11 protein-coding genes and 1 tRNA gene are annotated in these 16,972 nt (G+C 67.3%); 9 read left to right on the top strand and 3 right to left on the bottom strand.

The window, feature by feature from the left end; translation table 11 throughout:
* The first annotated feature begins 4 nt into the window (after positions 1 to 4).
* Together EDF69_RS01590 and EDF69_RS01585 are read left to right on the top strand one after the other, a co-directional pair.
* On the top strand, positions 5 to 3,145 hold the full coding sequence (locus EDF69_RS01590; RefSeq protein ID WP_125959434.1) for an efflux RND transporter permease subunit: 3,141 nt from the start codon (positions 5 to 7) through the stop codon (positions 3,143 to 3,145).
* Positions 3,146 to 3,395: 250 nt separating this feature from the next.
* Positions 3,396 to 4,661 (top strand): DUF445 domain-containing protein, encoded by a 1,266-nt coding sequence (locus tag EDF69_RS01585; RefSeq protein ID WP_239555239.1) that lies wholly within the window; start codon positions 3,396 to 3,398, stop codon positions 4,659 to 4,661.
* Positions 4,662 to 4,680: 19 nt separating this feature from the next.
* On the opposite strand, the gene EDF69_RS01580 is transcribed toward EDF69_RS01585, so the two are convergent.
* The gene (locus tag EDF69_RS01580) at positions 4,681 to 5,355 is read right to left on the bottom strand and encodes an HAD family hydrolase (protein WP_132884185.1); all 675 of its coding nucleotides are present in this window, start codon (positions 5,353 to 5,355) and stop codon (positions 4,681 to 4,683) included.
* 62 nt (positions 5,356 to 5,417) lie between these two features.
* Between EDF69_RS01580 and EDF69_RS01575 the strand changes: the two genes are divergently transcribed.
* The 4 genes from EDF69_RS01575 to EDF69_RS01560 are packed head-to-tail and all read left to right on the top strand — an operon-like array spanning position 5,418 to position 8,893.
* Entirely contained in the window at positions 5,418 to 6,524 is a 1,107-nt protein-coding gene (locus EDF69_RS01575) for an ABC transporter permease (RefSeq protein WP_425336569.1), read from the top strand.
* On the top strand, positions 6,521 to 7,330 hold the full coding sequence (locus EDF69_RS01570; RefSeq protein WP_132884183.1) for an ABC transporter ATP-binding protein: 810 nt from the start codon (positions 6,521 to 6,523) through the stop codon (positions 7,328 to 7,330). The genes EDF69_RS01575 and EDF69_RS01570 overlap by 4 nt, the downstream gene beginning before the upstream one ends.
* 7 nt (positions 7,331 to 7,337) lie before the next feature.
* Complete coding sequence (locus EDF69_RS01565; RefSeq protein WP_132884182.1) at positions 7,338 to 8,303, top strand: MlaD family protein; 966 nt, start codon at positions 7,338 to 7,340, stop codon at positions 8,301 to 8,303.
* 8 nt (positions 8,304 to 8,311) lie between these two features.
* Positions 8,312 to 8,893, top strand: coding sequence for an ABC-type transport auxiliary lipoprotein family protein (locus EDF69_RS01560; protein WP_132884181.1), 582 nt, complete (start codon positions 8,312 to 8,314; stop codon positions 8,891 to 8,893).
* A gap of 66 nt (positions 8,894 to 8,959) precedes the next feature.
* Here the strand turns inward: EDF69_RS01560 and EDF69_RS01555 are convergent, their stop codons facing one another.
* Positions 8,960 to 9,859 carry a peptidylprolyl isomerase gene (locus EDF69_RS01555; protein ID WP_132884180.1) on the bottom strand — a complete coding sequence of 300 codons (900 nt, stop codon included), beginning with the start codon at positions 9,857 to 9,859 and terminating at the stop codon, positions 8,960 to 8,962.
* Positions 9,860 to 9,961: 102 nt separating this feature from the next.
* Between EDF69_RS01555 and EDF69_RS01550 the strand changes: the two genes are divergently transcribed.
* The 3 genes from EDF69_RS01550 (at position 9,962) to EDF69_RS01540 (ending at position 13,293) form a co-directional block, all read left to right on the top strand.
* Positions 9,962 to 10,052: transfer RNA gene (locus EDF69_RS01550), tRNA-Ser, on the top strand.
* Positions 10,053 to 10,288: 236 nt separating this feature from the next.
* Complete coding sequence (locus tag EDF69_RS01545) at positions 10,289 to 12,115, top strand: glycoside hydrolase family 9 protein (protein ID WP_239555237.1); 1,827 nt, start codon at positions 10,289 to 10,291, stop codon at positions 12,113 to 12,115.
* A 50-nt stretch (positions 12,116 to 12,165) separates the two neighbouring features.
* The gene (locus EDF69_RS01540; RefSeq protein WP_132884179.1) at positions 12,166 to 13,293 is read left to right on the top strand and encodes an endo-1,4-beta-xylanase; all 1,128 of its coding nucleotides are present in this window, start codon (positions 12,166 to 12,168) and stop codon (positions 13,291 to 13,293) included.
* Positions 13,294 to 13,414: 121 nt separating this feature from the next.
* Here EDF69_RS01540 and EDF69_RS01535 read toward each other — a convergent pair whose 3' ends face one another.
* Positions 13,415 to 16,954 (bottom strand): TonB-dependent receptor, encoded by a 3,540-nt coding sequence (locus tag EDF69_RS01535; RefSeq protein ID WP_339537594.1) that lies wholly within the window; start codon positions 16,952 to 16,954, stop codon positions 13,415 to 13,417.
* Positions 16,955 to 16,972: the final 18 nt, after the last annotated feature.

Raw genomic sequence — 16,972 nt, 5'->3', positions numbered from 1 at the left:
CGCCATGGGCTTCCGCAACATCTCCGCCTGGTCGATCCGCAACCCCATCCCGCCGCTGGTGCTGTTCATTGCGCTGACGATCGCGGGCCTGGTCAGCTTCATGCGGATGGACGTCAACCAGGACCCGGACATTGAATTCCCGGTGGTGATCGTCGTCATCAACCAGCCGGGGGCCGCGCCCACCGAGCTGGAGACGCAGATCACCCAGCGGGTCGAGGCGGCGGTGCGCAGCATTCAGGGCATCGACGAGATCAATTCGGAAGTCAGCGAAGGCAACACCACCACGGTCGTCCAGCTCGACATCGGCACACCGATCGATCGCGCGGTCACGGACGTGCGCGAGGCGGTGAACCAAATCCGCAGCGAACTGCCCGAAGGCATTCTCGAGCCGCAGATCTACCGCGCCAACACCACCGACGAGGACCTCGCCAGCTGGACCGCCATCGCCAGCGACATGACCGAGGAACAGCTCAGCTGGTACGTGGACAACACGGTCGCCAAGGAACTGCTGTCGATCGACGGCATGTCCACGGTGGAGCGGGTGGGCGGCGTCGACCGCGAAATCCGCGTGATCCTGGATCCTGCTAAGTTGCAGGGCATGGGGATCACCGCCAGCCAAGTGAACCAGGCGCTGCGCCAGGTGAACATCAACGCAGCCGGCGGCCGCGCCGAGATCGCCGGCCAGGAACAGTCGGTGCGCGTGCTGGGCAACGCCGCCTCCGCCTACGAACTCGGGCAGACGCAGATCGCGCTCGGCGACGGCCGCACCGTGCGGCTGGCCGACATCGCCAATGTGCGCGACGCCTATGCCGAGCAGCGTTCAGCCGCCGCCTACAACGGCCGGCGCGTGCTGTCGTTCGACATCAAGCGGGCCAAGGGCGCGTCCGACGTCACCGTCTTCCACGAGGCGGAAAAGCGCCTGAAGGCGCTGGAGGAGCGCAATCCGCAGGTGCGCTTCGCGCTGCTGTCGGACAGCGTGAAATATACCGAGATCCAGTACGAATCCGCGATCCACGCGATGATCGAGGGCGCCGTGCTGGCGGTGGTGATCGTGTTCCTGTTCCTGTGGGACTGGCGCGCGACGCTGATCTCGGCGCTGGCGATCCCCTTGTCCGCCATCCCGACCTTCTGGTTCATGGATCTGATGGGCTTCTCGCTCAACCAGATGACGCTGCTCGCGCTCAGCCTGGTGGCGGGCGTGCTGGTGGACGACGCGATCGTGGAGATCGAGAACATCGTCCGCCACATGCGGATGGGCAAAACCGCCTATCAGGCGTCGATCGACGCCGCCGACGAGATCGGCCTGGCGGTGCTCGCCACCACCATGGCGATCGTCGCGGTGTTCCTGCCCGTCGGCCTGATGCCGGGCATTGCCGGCCAGTTCTTCAAGAACTTCGGCCTGACCGTCGTCGCCGCGGTGCTGATGAGCCTGGGCGTCGCGCGTATGATCACGCCAATGATCGCGGCCTATTTCCTCAAGGGCCACGGCCATGTGGAGAAGGGCGATGGCTGGGCGATGCGCGTCTATATGCGGACGCTGCGCTGGACCCTGAAGCACCGCTGGACGGCGGTGGTGGCGAGCGTCGCCGCCTTTGCCGGCACCTTGTTCATGTTCTCGATCCTGCCGGCGACCTTCCAGCCGCCGCAGGACCGCGACCGTTCGACCGCGATGATCGAGATGGTGCCGGGCACCACGCTGGAGCAGACCGCGCGCGTGGTGAAGCACGTGGAGGAAATCCTTCGCGCACAGCCGATCGTCACCTCGGCCTATTCGACCACCATGGTCGGGAGCGGCCGGGTGAGCGTGGAGCTCGCCGAGGATCGCGAGATGACCAGCACCGAGTTCGAGCGCGGCCTGGCGCCGCGCCTGAGCGCCATTCCCGATGCGCGCGTGGCGTTCCGCTCGCAATTCGGCTGGGGGTCGAACAACCGTGACCTCTCGATCGTGCTGGGCGGCGACGATCCCGTGCTGCTCAACGAGACGGCGAACAAGCTGGTCCAGGAGATGGCCGGGCTGAAGACGATCGTCGCCCCGCGCGTCAGCGGCGACCTGCAGCGGCCCGAACTGGTGATCCGTCCGCGGCTCGACCTGGCCGCCAGCCTGGGTGTCACCACCAGCGCGCTTTCCAACGCGATCCGCATCGCGACCCTGGGCGACATCGACCAGAACAGCGCGCGCTTCTCGCTGTCCGACCGCCAGATCCCGATCCGGGTCGCCCTGTCAGAGGATTCGCGTACCCAGCTGTCGACGATCCAGAACCTGCCCGTGCCCACCAGCAGCGGCGGATCGGTGCCACTCAGCGTGGTTGCGGAAATCGGCTTCGGCGCCGGCCCGACCAAGATCGAGCGCGTCGACCAGCAGCGCCAGCTGGTGGTCGGGGCCGATCTGGCGTCGGGCGTCATCAACAGCGACGCCATGAAGCAAATCCATGCGCTGCCCACCATGCAGAACCTGCCGATCGGCGTGCGCGAGCTGACGCTCGGCCAGGCCAAGTGGCAGACGGAGATGATCCAGAACTTCATCATCGCCGTGATCTCGGGCCTGCTGCTGCTGCTGGCGGTGCTGGTGCTGCTCTACAAGCGGTTGATGCCGCCGTTCGTGAACATCGGCTCGCTGCTGCTGGCGCCGCTGGGCGGGCTGCTGGCGCTTTGGGTCACCGGGCATCCGGTCTCCATGGCGGTCTACATCGGCTTGCTGATGCTGCTCGGCATCGTCGCCAAGAACTCGATCCTGTTGATCGACTTCGCGTTGGAGGAGATGGCCAAGGGCGTCGACAAGTCCGCCGCCATCCTCGACGCCGGGCACAAGCGCGCGCAGCCGATCGTCATGACGACGGTCGCGATGGTGGCGGGCATGGTGCCGACGGCGCTGGCGCTGACCGGCGACGCGTCGTTTAGGTCCCCGATGAGCATCACGGTGATCGGCGGACTGGTGCTGTCGACCATGCTCACGCTGCTGATCGTGCCGGCGACGTTCAGCCTGGCGGTGGGCGTCGAACGCTGGGTCGGGCCGCGGCTTTCGCGGCGGCTGCTGACCTATCGCCCGGGTGACGAGTTGCCGGGCCAGCCGGTCATCGATCACCAGCCGGGCGGGCACATCGGCTATCAGGGGAAGGGGCAGGAGGGGCCCGCTCCTGCCGAGTGATCGGTGGGGGCTGTTCGAGCGCACGCGCCGAAGCCCTTCCCATGAGCCGTCACCCTGAACTTGTTTCAGGGTCCATCTTTCCACCTGCGAGGCTGCTAAGACGCGGTGGATGCTGAAACAAGTTCAGCATGACGATGGAGAGGCGGCTTCGGGGCTGCTGACGTGTCAAGCTGGCGGATACCGGCGCATCCACCGCGCCGCATGTGGCGACCGGCTTGAACCTTCCCCGCTTTCGGGGATTGTTTCACGCATGACCCTGTTCGCGCGCGTTCCCGGAACCGGAGGCGCCGTCCCTCCCGCGCTCACCCGCATGCGCCGCGTCGCCACCGCCATGCTCGTGGTGATGGCGCTGCTGTTCCTTGCCTCGCGCGCGCTGGAGGCGCGGCATCCGGCATGGGGCTTCGTCCAGGCCTTTGCCGAGGCGGCCATGGTCGGCGGCCTGGCGGACTGGTTCGCGGTGACCGCCTTGTTCCGGCACCCTCTCGGGCTGCCGGTGCCGCATACCGCGATCATCCCCCGCAACAAGGACCGCATCGGCGACACGTTGGCGATCTTCCTGCGCGACAACTTCCTGACCGCCCATGTGGTCGCCCGGCGAATGCGGCGGCTGGACGTGGCGGCGGTCGTCGGCCGCTGGCTCGCCAATCCTGTGGGCGGGCAAGGGCGCCTGCGCCATGGCGCCTCTCGCCTTGCCGCAAGCCTGATCCAGTCGTTCGACCAGCAGCGGCTGGGCGGCATGGTGAAGGGTGCGATTGCCAATCGCCTGCGATCGACGGAGGTGGCACCGCTGCTGGGGCAGGCGATCCAGGCCGCCATCGCCGAGGATCGCCACGTGCCGTTGATCGACGGCATGATCCGCTTCGTGGCGCGCGCCGTGGAGGCGAACGAGCAGGTCATCCGCGCGATGGTGCACGACCGCGCCGGATCGATCCTGCGCTGGACCGGGCTCGACGAGACCCTCGCCAACAAGATCCTGGACGGCCTGCGCAAGCTCGCCGACGACATCGCCGCCGACTCGCAGCATCCGCTGCGCGCCAAGGCGGAGGAGGGGCTCGCCAAGCTTGCCGCCGACCTTCAGTCGGATCCGGCGCTCCAGGCGCGGGTCGAGCAGTTCAAGGAGGACATGATCGGCAACCCGGCGCTGCAGCGGTGGCTGGACGGCATGTGGGAGCGCAGCCGCGCCGCGCTGCTGCGGCTGGTGCGGGATCCGGACCGGGCGATGGCGGGCGGCATGGGCGATGCGCTGCGCCAGCTGGGCGAGACGCTGCAGCGCGATCCGCGGCTGGCACGCACCATCAACCGCTTCGTGCGCCGTGCGGCCGTCGGCATGGTCGCCGACTATGGGGACGCGATCGTGCGGCTGGTGTCGGACACGGTGCGCGGCTGGGACGCGCGCACCATCACCGGTCGTCTGGAGAATGCCGTCGGCCGCGACCTTCAGTATATCCGCATCAACGGCACGCTCGTGGGCGGTCTCGTCGGCCTGTGCATCCACAGCATCGACGTGTTGCTCTGAGCGGTCCGCGCATGCGGGTTCAGGCTGCCCAGTCGAGGATGCGCCAGCCCCGTGCCTTGGCGAGCAGGCGCAGCGGCGCATGGGCATTGACCGCCACCGGCTCGTCGGCCCATTCGAACACCGGCGCGTCCGACACATGATCGCTGTAGAAGCGGACCTGGGTATCCTCGCGCCGCAGGCCCTGGGCCGCATACCACGACTCGATCATCCGCAGCTTGCCGGGACCGTAGCAGTTCTCGCCGTCGATGCGGGGCAGCAGCGCCCCGGCTTCGCTGAGCTTCGAATCGGTCGCGATGACATGATCGAAGCCCAGTCGTGCCGCGATCTCGGCCGCGTAGAAGCGGTAGGAGGCGGTGGCGAGCACCAGGGTGCGCCCCTCGGCCCGATCGGCCTCGATCTGCTTCACCGCATCCGCGAAAACGCCTTTTTCGAGCGTCCGCTCGGCAAAGCGGTGCGAAAGCGTCTTGAGCGTCTCGGCCGGGACGGTGCGGCCCAGCATCAGCCGGTGGGTCAGTTCCTTCAACCGGCCCCGGCTGTAGAGCTTTCCGGCATAGCCGGCCGCGAGCAGCACCGCGAGCGGCAGCAGCGCCACCCGCCAGCGCTGCCGGCCTTCGAGCGTGTGGAGAAGAAAGGGAGTCCAGGTACCCGCACGGGTAATCGTCCGGTCCATGTCGTAGATTGCGAGACGGTGCATTGCTGCGTCTCTGCAAGCTCGCGCCTTGCCGTTCTAGTGGAAATCGCCGATGGAGCATGGCGATGACTGTGGCCGTCGACTTTTCCCCTGATCCGCAGGACCAGCGCGTGCTGCGGTTCACCGGGGAACTCACGCTTGCGCGGCTCGGGAGTCTTCCCGAGCGCTTGGATCGGCACGAGGGCGCGGTCGACCGGATCGACCTTTCCGACGTGCAGCGGATCGACACGGTCGGCGCGTGGATCGTGCGCCGCTTCGCTGTGGCCCACGACGCAAAGATCGAAGGGCTGGACGAAGACGGCCAGCACCTGATCGACCAAGTGGGCGAGGCGGACCAGCCCGTCGTGCAGAAGGCGAAGCCGCTGCCACCCGTGGCGCGGGTGCTCGACGAACTCGGCACGGCAACGGTGCTGTCGTTCCGCACGCTGCTGGGCCTCCTCGGCTTTCTCGGCGCAACGGTGATCGCGGCCGGCAACGTGATCCGCCACCCGCGGCGCTTTCGGTACAATGCGACGGTGCAGCGGTTCGAGGTCGTCGGCGTCTCGGCGCTCGGCATCGTCGGGCTGATGAGCTTCCTGATCGGCATCGTGATCGCGCAACAGGGCGCGGTCCAGCTGCGCCAGTTCGGCGCCGAGGTGTTCACGATCAACCTGATCGGCCGCATCACGCTGCGCGAATTGGGCGTGCTGATGACGGCGATCATGGTCGCCGGTCGCTCCGGCTCTGCCTTTGCAGCGCAGCTCGGTACCATGAAGCTGACGGAGGAGATCGACGCGATGCGCACCATCGGCGTCTCGCCGATGGAGGCGCTGGTGCTGCCGCGCACCCTGGCGGCGGTGCTGATGATGCCGCTGGTCGGCTTCTACGCCTCGCTCATTGCGATCATCGGGGGCGGCCTCCTGTGCTGGGCGACGCTCGACATCCCGCCGATCACCTATATCCAGCGGCTGCGTGAGGTGGTGCCGATCACGGACCTGTACGTCGGCCTGATCAAGGCCCCGGTGTTCGGCCTGATCATCGCGATCTCCGGCTGTTTCCAGGGCATGCAGGTGGAAAGCGATGCCGAGCAGGTCGGCCTGCGCACGACCTCTGCGGTGGTGCAGGCGATCTTCCTGGTGATCGTGCTCGACGCCTTCTTCGCGGTGTTCTTCGAACGGATCGGCTGGATATGACGACCGACGAGGACATTGTGATCCGCGTCCGCGGGCTCAAGAACATGTTCGGCGAGCAGGTCGTGCACGAGGGGCTGGACCTGGACGTGCGCCGCGGCGAAATCCTGGGCGTCGTCGGCGGATCGGGTACCGGCAAGTCGGTGCTGATGCGTTCGGTCATCGGCCTCCAGACTCCGGCGGCGGGCGAGATCTCGGTCTTCGGCGAATCGACGCTCGACCGCGAGGAGACGGAGGCGGTCGAGATCCGCAAGCGCTGGGGCGTGCTGTTCCAGGGCGGCGCGCTGTTCTCCACCCTGACGGTGGGGGAGAATGTGCAGGTGCCGCTGCGCGAATTCTACCCGCGGCTGAGCGAGACATTGCTGGAGCAGATCGCCACCTACAAGGTCGTCATGACCGGCCTGCCGGCGGATGCCGCGCCGAAATATCCGGCGGAGCTGTCCGGCGGCATGCGCAAGCGTGCCGGCCTCGCCCGGGCGCTGGCGCTCGACCCCGACCTGCTGTTCCTGGACGAGCCCACCGCCGGGCTCGACCCGATCGGTGCGGCGGCCTTCGACGACCTCACCCGGTCGCTCCAGCGCACGTTGGGGCTCACCGTGTTCCTGATCACCCACGATCTCGATTCGCTCTATGCGATCTGCGATCGGGTCGCCGTTCTGGCGGACAAGAAGGTGATCGCCGTCGGCACGATCGACGAACTGCTCGCGTTGGATCACCCGTGGATCCAGGAATATTTCAAAGGACCCCGCGGACGTGCCGCGGTGGCCAGCGCCGGCAGCGCGGACGCGCGCCGGACACAGGGGGCTTGAGAGGCTGATGGAAACCCGATCGAACCATGTCCTGGTCGGCGCGGTGGTGCTGATCCTGCTCGCCGTGCTGGCGATCTTCACCGTCTGGCTGGCGCGCGTGAACGGCGCGACCGAACTGGAGTACGACATCTTCTTCAAGCAGGCGGTGGACGGCATCAACAAGGGTTCGCCCGTCGCCTTTTCCGGCGTGCCGTCCGGCCAGGTGAAGGAGATCGCCCTGTTCAAGCCGGACCCCTCGCTGGTGCGCGTCCGCATCGCGGTCAACGAGGGCGTGCCGATCCTGGAGGGCACCACCGCCACCATCCAGGGCGTGGGCTTCACCGGCGTCAGCCAGATCGCGCTCGACGGCGCGGTGAAGGGCGCCCCGCCGATCGCCTGCCCCGAAGTGCATCCGGAGACCTCCTGCCCGATGGGCGTGCCGGTGATTCCGACTCGTCCCGGTGGGTTGGGCGCGATCCTGAGCTCCGCGCCGCGGCTGCTCGAGCGGCTGACGTCGCTCACCGAGCGGCTGACCGAGCTGCTCTCGGATCGCAACCAGAATTCTATCGCTGCGATCCTGGAAAACACCAATCGCCTGACCGACGCGCTCGCGGATCGCGGGCCGGAGATCGCCGCGACGCTCGCGGAGACGCGCATCGCCATCCAGCGCGCGGGCGTCGCCGCCGAGCAGATCGGCCAGCTGGCGGAAACCAGCAACGGCGTGCTCGCGAACGACGTGCGCCCGACCCTCCAGAACCTGAACCGCACCATCGAGTCGGCACAGCGCAGCGCCGACACGCTCAACGACGCGATCGGCGATGCCCGCCCCGGCCTGCAGACCTTCTCCAAGCGGACGGTCCCCGAGGTTGGCCAGCTGGTTGCCGATCTGCGCCAGATGACCACGGCACTCGCCGCGGTGGCGGAGCGGGTGGACCAGGGGGGCGCCAGCTCGATCATCGGCCGCCAGAAGCTGCCCGACTACGAAGGCAAGTGAGGGAATTCATGAAGAAGCTCGCCATTCTCGCGCTGCTGCCGCTTTCCGCCTGCATCCGCCTGGGTGCGGAGCCACCGCCCTCGCTGCTCACCCTCACGCCCTCGCAGGCGGTGCCGGTCGGCAATGCGCAGAATTCGGGCGCGGCCAAGTCGATCCTGATCGCCGTGCCGAGCGTGCCGCAGGAGCTGGCGGTGACGCGCGTTCCCGTGCGCGCGACCGACACCTCGCTCGCCTATGTCAAGGATGCGCAGTGGGTCGAGCAGCCCGGGCGCCTGTTCGCCCGGTTGCTGAGCGATACGGTGACGACGCGTACCGGCCGGGTGGTCCTCAGCCTGCGGCAGGCGAGCGTCGATCCGAGCTCGCAGCTCTCGGGCGAACTCCGGTCGTTCGGCATGGATGCGACCACCAACGAGGCGGTCGTCACCTTCGACGCGGCGCTGATCCGCGTCGGCCGGCCCGAGGCGGTGGAAAAGCGTCGCTTCGAGGCACGCGTGCCGGTGACGACGATCACTGCGGAAACGGTTGCGCCCGCGATCAACCAGGCAGCGAACCAGGTGGCGGTCGAGGTCGCCGACTGGATCGGCCGCTGACGTCTCGCCCTCGCAACAGACGGTCCGGCTTGCCGCGCGCCTGCGCGGTGTAGCCGGAGTGGCTGCTCAGGGCCTGCGGCGGACCTGCGGCGGCACGTTGCAGATGTCGGCTCCACCGGCTGGAACCGTGAAGAACGGCGGCTGGCGGTTCTCACGATCGCGGACATAGGCGGCAAAGCGCGGGTTGTCGGCAGCGCGATAGTCGAAGCGCGGGCGCTCGGTGGCCGGCATGTCGCTCGCCAGCCGGATCGACAGGATCGGGGTACGCTCCGCTTCGGTCTTGTAGAAGCCGAGGTCGCCGGTGCCGCGCGGCAGCGCCGACAGATATTCGATCCCCTCGATCACGCGTCCCACCAGCGCGATGTTGCGATCGAGATGGCGCGGCCCGTGGCCGATCACGGCGTAGAGCTCGGCCCCGCTGCCCGTGCTCGGGGCCATGTCCCGCCCGACCCCGACCATGCCATAGCAGTGCGGCAGCCACGCTTCCGCTCCCTGGTCTAGCCAGCTGCCGCGGGCTACCGGCCAACCGTCGGCAGTGAAGCCGATCTGGCGGGCATAGGGGTCCGCCCGGGTCAGCTCAGCGGCGAGCTTCGGGGCGGACATGCCATATTCGGCAGGCGGGTTGGCGACGACACCCGTGGGCAGCGCCTTTGTCTCGGTCGCATCGCCCCATTGCGCGACATAATTGTCCTGGACGCGGTAGACGCTGGTCCGGTCCCACCAATGCGCCCGTGCAAGCGTGCGGATGTTGGCGATGTGGACGGGCGCCGCTGCGGGCGCGAGCCGGATCACAACCCGCCGGTCTCCGGCCAGCGTCATCACCAGCACGTCGTCGTCGGGGATCGGTCGCCAATCCGCAGCGAGCGGCGTGGCGGCCGTCTGTGGTGTGGGGGCCGCGGACTGGCCGGGTGCGGGCTCGGCGGAGATTGTGCCGAGCAGGGCGAGCGAGAAAAGGGCGGTCAGCATCACCCCGCAGCGTGCCACGCGCCTGCGGCTGCTGGCAACTGCACGCGCATCAGCCTTGCGCCCCGGCGCAACGCGCGGTACGGGCCGCTTTCCAGAGCATGCGGAGCGGTGGCCGAGTGGTCGAAGGCGCTCGCCTGGAAAGTGAGTATACGGCAAAACCGTATCGAGGGTTCGAATCCCTCCCGCTCCGCCATTATCTCTCCCCCCGTAGCACGATCGTCTCCACCGCGGCTGGATAGACGTGCGCCAATAGATGAACTTGGTTTCGAAAATGCCGCGCTGATCGCTGGCGCAAGAACCAAGTCGAGAGCTTCAATCTGCCGTTCCGAGGTAGGAAGCAGGTGGCGCCGCGTCCGTTAGAGCACCTGACGTATTCCGTTACGGGTCGCTGGAATAGTGCTACACCGCAGGCATCTATCGGAGACGACCTTGAAGCTGCTCCCCGCCCATCTGCGCGTCTTGGTACTGCCAGCAATTGCCGCATCAACAATCGGTGCTGCCGGCGACGCCAGGCCCGTGATCCGGCTGAACCAGATCGGCTTCCTGCCGGATACGGTAAAGCGCGCGGTCGTTGCGAGTGACTCCACCGTGCCGCTCCGGTGGCGGGTGCTCGATGCGCAGGGGAAAACGGCCGCCGCAGGGCAGACGACGGTGGTCGGGACCGATCGCGCATCGGGCGACAATGTCCATCTCGTCCGCTTCGATCAGGTGACGAAGCCCGGCACCTACCGCATCCGGATCTCCGATCAGACCAGCCGCGCTTTTGCGGTGCGGACGGGGCTGTACGCGCCGCTGGCGTCCGCCGCGCTCAACTTCTTCTACCAGAACCGGGCAGGGGTCCCGATCGAGGCGCGCTATGCCGGGGGAACGCAGTGGGCGCGGCCGGCCGGGCATCCCCGGGAGATCGCGACCTGCTTCCGGGGCACGGACGAGCGCGGCACCGTCTGGCCCGGCTGCAGCTATACGCTCGACGTGACCGGCGGCTGGTACGACGCGGGGGACCAGGGCAAATATGTCGTCAACGGCGGCATCTCGCTCTGGACGCTGCAGAACCTGTACGAGCGCCAGGCCGCCAGCGGCCGGTTCACCTTCGCGGACGGGCGGGCCCGCTTGCCGGAAGCCGGCAACCGTATCAACGACCTCCTCGACGAGGCACGGTGGGAGATGCGGTTCCTGCTTGCCATGCAGATACCCGATGGGGTCCGTGCGGAAGTGCCCGTCGGACCCTTGCCGTCAGCCGGCCCGCTGACGCTTCGCACCATCGATGCCGGGGGGATGGCGCACCAGAAGGTCGCAGATCGCAACTGGACCCCGCTTCCGACGCCGCCGCACAAGGACAAGGAGGACCGGCTGCTCTACCCGCCGACGACGGGTGCGACGCTCAACCTGGCAGCTGTTGCGGCGCAGTGCGCGCGAATCTGGCGGAGCGTCGATCCGGCATTTTCGGCGACCTGCCTGACGGCGGCGAAACGCGCCTATCGGGCAGCGTTACGCAATCCGCAGGTCTACGCGACCAACAGCTTCACCGGCAGCGGCGGCTACGGCGACAATGACCTGTCGGACGAACTCTATTGGGCGACCGCCGAGCTGTGGGCGACGACGGGCGAGGCCGTGTACGGCGACGCGCTGGCGGCGATGCCTGCCCGGTCCGCGCCGGTCGGCGAGCCGAATTGGGGCAATGTCGCCGCGCTCGGCACGTTCACCCTCGCCACGGCGCCGGGCATCCCCCAGGCTGATGCCGCGCGAGCCCGCGCCGCACTTGTCGCGGCGGCGGACGGCTTTTTGGCGGAGACGGAGCGGTCCGGCTACCGCATCCCCTATGCGACGCTCGACTATCCCTGGGGATCCAACTCCTCGATCCTGAACCGGGCGATGATCCTGGGAGTGGCGCATGGCCTGACCGGGGAGGCACGCTATCGCGTCGGCGTGGTCGACGCGATGGACTACATGCTGGGCCGCAATCCGCTCGATCAGAGCTATGTCTCCGGCTTCGGGGCGCGGCCTCTCCTGAACCCGCACCACCGTTTCTGGGCGCACCAGCTGGACCCGTCGCTGCCCGGGCCGCCGCCCGGCGTCGTCTCGGGCGGGCCGAACTCGACATCGATGAGCGATCCGATCGCCCTGACGATGAAGGGGAAGTGCGCGCCCCAACGCTGCTGGAAGGACGATATCTCGGCCTATGCGCTGAACGAGGTCGCGATCAACTGGAACGCGCCGCTGCTGTGGGTGGCAGCCTATCTGGACGGCGGCGCCTAACGCTGATCGTGCCGGGCGATCGTTCGTGAGGGAGGAATGCCATGGGTCTGATGCCGACGAGACGAGAGGCGGTCGGGTTGCTGGCTGCGGTGGCGCTCTGCCCGCGTTCGGCCGGCGCCGCGCCGGCGCGCGGCCTCGATGCGATCGCGCGCACCAAGGGCATGCGCTTCGGTTCGGCGGTGTCGGCCAATCCCCGGACGGGCTCGTTCACCAACCCTGACTATGCGGCGCTGCTCCGCACCGACTGCGGGCTGCTGGTGGCCGAGAACGAGATGAAGTGGCAGCATGTCGGACCGGCCCCCGGCCAGTTCGACTTCGCCGCGTTTGATCGCATGCTCGCCTGGTCGGAGCAGAACGGGATGGCGATGCGTGGACACAATCTCCTGTGGCAGCGCCGCAAGTGGATGCCCGCCTGGGTGGAGGCGCACGACTTCGGCGCGCGTCCCGCCACCGAGGCCGCGCGCATCCTTGTGGAGCACATCGAGGCGGTGACGCGCCGCTACGAAACGCGCATCCAGAGCTATGATGTCGTGAACGAAGCCGTGACGCCCGAGACCGGCGCGCTGGAGGAAACCGCGCTCAGCCAGGCGATGGGCGGCACCGAAGCGACGATCGACCTCGCGTTCCGGACCGCGCGCACATCCGCGCCGCACGCCGAGCTCGTCTACAACGACTATATGAGCTGGGAGCCGGGCAACGCCACGCATCGTGCGGGTGTGCTCCGCTTGCTCGAGGGGTTTCGCCGGCGTGGCACGCCGGTCGATGCGCTCGGGATCCAGTCGCACCTCGTCACCTCGGGACCCGACACGCACAAGAGCATCCTTGCTCAGCAAGATGATTGGCGCCGCTTTCTCGATGCCGTGACGGCGATGGGCTATCGCCTGCTCGTCACCGAGTTGGACGTGCGCGACAACGGCCTGCCCGTCGAAGCCAAGGCCCGCGACCGGGGCGTGGCGGACTATGCCCGGGCCTATCTCGACGTGACCCTCTCCTATTCGCGGCTGCGGGACGTGGTCGCCTGGGGCATGACGGACCGCTTCAGCTGGATCGAAGGGTTCGAGCCCAGGGCGGACAAGGCGCCGCGCCGCCCGTGCCCCTATGACGCCCGATATCGTGCGAAGCCGCTCCGCGATGCGATCGCGGCAGCGCTGGCCGGCGCCCCGCAGCGAACGGCGTGAGGGTCGAAGGAGCGGCGGTAAACCACCGGGCCCGAGTATCCTGGGACTTCAGCAAAGGCTGGCAAAGAAAAGGGAGGCGGCGCCGTAGCACCGCCTCCCTTCGCGTTTCGATGGGCTGGTCTTAGTAGTTCGCGCGCAGGATGATCGAGTAGCGCCGGTCGTTCGTGAAAAAGGACCGGGGCGCAAGATCGTTGGATCCCGACTTGTACGCCTGAAGAAGCTTCGTCGTCGTGTTCGTGAGGTTCACCCCCTGCACGCCCAGCTTCACCCACTTGTTGATGTTGATGAACGCCGACGCGTCGAGCTGGCCGGTATCGTCGTTGAAGATCGACGTGTACGGGAAGATCACGTCCGCCGCCGTCAGGAGGAAGCGGGATCGCCAGTTGTACGCGGCGCGAAGGGAGATCGGCCCCTTTTCGTAGAACAGCGTCGCGTTGACGTTGTGCTTGGAAAGCCCCTCGAGCGGCAAATTCCCCTTCGCGACCGTCGAGTTGGACGAAGGCGTTCCCCCGTTCAGGAAGGAATTCGGAAGTCCGGAGCTGTCGATGTAGGTGTAGTTGCCGTTGAAGCCCAGTCCGCTGAGCGCCCCCGGCAGGAAGTCGAAGGTCTGCTGATAGGCGACCTCGAAGCCCTTGATCTTGCCCTTTCCGTCGTAATTCTCCGGACCGCGCGCCTGGATGTTCTGGGTGATGCCGTTGTTGGTGACGGAGCGGTTGACGAGCGACTGGTAGAAGAAGCCGTCCACGGTCTTGTAGAAGGCGTCGAACGACAGCTGCCCCACCCGGCCGAAATACCATTCCAGCGTCACGTCGAACTGCCACGCGGTCGCGGGCTTCAGGTTCGGATTGCCCGCATTGATGGTGACGGTGCCGGAGCCAGGTTCCAGCGCATAGGTGACATAGGGCCGGATGTTGGCGAAGTCCGGACGGGTCAGCACCTTCGACCCGGCGAGGCGCAGGATCAGGTCGTTGGTCAGGCCGAACTTCAGGTTCGCACTGGGCAGGAAGTAGCTGTAGCTGTTCTTGAACGAGGCTGGCACGGCGGCATAGCCGTCGACCGCGAACTCGCGCAGCCGCTCATATTCGACAGCGCCGAGATTGCAGACGCCGCCCGGCTGGACGGTTTCCGTCGTTCCGTCCGGCAAGGTCCGGATCGTCGCGACGCAGCGGGTGGAGTAGGGGTCGGCGACGCCCAGTTCCGTCCGGTTCGGTACTGCGGTGGCCGTCCGCGAATAGACATCGGTGTGGACGTAGCGGACGCCGACGTTGCCCGACATCCGCACATTGCCGAAGATCGGGTCGTTGTTGCCGAACTGCACCATCGCGTAGGCTGCGGAGTCTTCCTGGCGGACGTTCGACACCTCCGACGGCAGGAAGTCGGAGCCCGGGATGGCGCCGGCGCGCTGGCCTGCACCCAGGAAGCGGTTGCTCGCCGTCGCGCCATTCGTCTCGCGCCAGATGTCGTTCTGCGCCTGGAAGAAGGACACCGCGTCGGAGTAGCCCTTGATCAGGTCTCCGTTGTAGTAATAGGCGCTGGGCGGAGCGGACGTCTTGCCGCGGAAGAAGTTGTCGAAGCTGTACAGCGACGAGCGGCTGGTATCGCCCTGGTTGAAGGTGACGGGAGCACCCGACCACACTTCGCTGATCGCGCCCCAGTTATAGGCGGAATAGCGTACGTCCTGCGAACGTTCGGCATAGCGCGCGCCGAACTTGATCCGCTGCAGGAACTCGCCGTCGTCGAACTTGTACGCGAAGTCGCCCTTGATCTGATATTCGTCGCCCTTGCTGTGCTCGATGTGGTCCATCGCGGCGCGCCAGAACTGGAAGTCGCGGCTCTGGAAATATTCGGAATCGCTCGCGGCAGCCATCGCCGGGTTCGGCGACGCCCAGTTCGCCGCCAGCGTCAGCGGCTTGTGCGGGATCACGACCGGGATCTTGCCCGTCAGGTCCAGCTCTTCGTCGGCAAAGGTCGAGCCGAACACGCTCAGGTCGGTGACGTCGTGCTTGGCGTAGGTATAGTCGACGTCCAGGCCGATCGACCAGTGATCGTCGGGGTTGATCTTCAGGTTGATGCCGACGTCCTTGACCAGGTTCTCGTCATAGACCTGACGGCGGGAGAGCGACTGCTGCATGCCGCCGGTCGGCACCGTGGTGGTAGCGGAACCACTGGAGGCCGTGCGCCAGCCTGAGCCCGGCAGGGTGATGAACCCGCTCTGGAACAGGCCGTTGCTGTCGTACACGAAGTTGGGGAACGCATTGCCGGTCGGGTTATAGCCATTGCCGCGTTGGTTCTCCCCGAATGCGAACTCACCCGAACCGTTGAGGCGGCACTCCGCACGCGTGGTCGTGTTGCCCGCGCCGTTGAGCGGCCCGTTGCCGTTCTGCTGACAGCCTGCGGGATAGGTGTTGTACTCCGACAGGTCGGGCGCCGTTTCGAACGTGTGCTCGCCCCAGGCATTGCTGGAGTGGGTGCGCATGAACTGCGCGGTCAGCACCGTGCGCTGGTCGGTGCTCTCCCACTGCACGGCGATCGCCTGGCCGTCGCGCTTGCGGTCGTAGTCCTGGCTTCGGAACTGTCCGCCGATGGGCGCATAGGCCAGGCTCATCGGGTCGGCAAAGCCATCCGCGCCGGCGCTCCCGGTGGCGCCGCAGACATTGGCCGGATTGGGGAAGGAGGCCCCCCCGACGCCGGTGATGGTGCCCGGCAGCAAGGTGGTGCTGTCCGTGTTTCCCGGAAGCTGGTTGCGGCAGGTGACGGTGGTATTGGTGCCCGTACCGGTCGCGGCCTGGACGCCGTCGCGCGTCTGGAAGTTGGTGACCTGGATACCGTCGGCGCGGCTCTTGATCCGCGAATAGGAGCCGTTGGCGAGGACGCCGATGGTGCCGATCCCGGTTTCCCAGGTGTTGCTGATCAGCAGCGAGCCGGTCGGCGACCATTTCTTCGCGAAGTCGCCATAGTTCGCCTCGATGCCGCCGCCGATGTGGAAGCCCCTGTTGTCGAAGGGCTTGCGGGTGTTGAGGTTGACCGTGCCGGCAAGGCCGCCCTCGATCAGGTCGGCAGTCGCGTTCTTGTAGACCTCGACCGAGCCGAGCAGTTCCGAAGGCACGTCGGCGAAGTTGATCGCCTGACCGCCGATACCGGCCGAGAAGGTGTCGCGGCCGTTGAATTCGGATCGCACGAAATTGAGGCCGCGCACGTTGACGCCCGAACCCTCGACCGAAAAGTGGTCGGGGTCGTTGTTGCCGGCGAAGCGGTTGATCGAGACGCCGGGCACGCGCTGCAGCGCTTCCGTCACCGAGCGATCCGGCAGCGCGCCGATGTCCTGCGACGTGATCGCGTCGACGACGGTGTCGGAGTTGCGCTTGATGTTCTGCGCATTGGCGAGGCTCTGGCGGATGCCGGTAACGACGACTTCGTTCCCGCTTCCCCCATCATCGGGCAGGCTTTCGACCGGATCTTGTGGTGCGGCCTGATCGGCCCCGGGGCCGCTGGTGGCGGTAGTCCCGCCCGCCGTGTTCTGGCCGCTCGCCGCGCCCGTCTGCGCATGCGCCGGTGCACCCAGCGCAAACATGCACATTGCCGTCGCGGAAACGCCGAGTCGGAACGCCTTCTTGCGGGCGCTGATCTTCAGGCGTGCTTCTTCTGTCGCATCGGTGCGCATAGTCCCCCTCCCATGTAC

The organism is Sphingomonas sp. JUb134, from assembly GCF_004341505.2.
GTDB lineage: Bacteria > Pseudomonadota > Alphaproteobacteria > Sphingomonadales > Sphingomonadaceae > Sphingomonas.
Note: the sequence above shows the minus strand (reverse complement) of the source record. Positions and strands in the feature narration are given on the sequence as shown.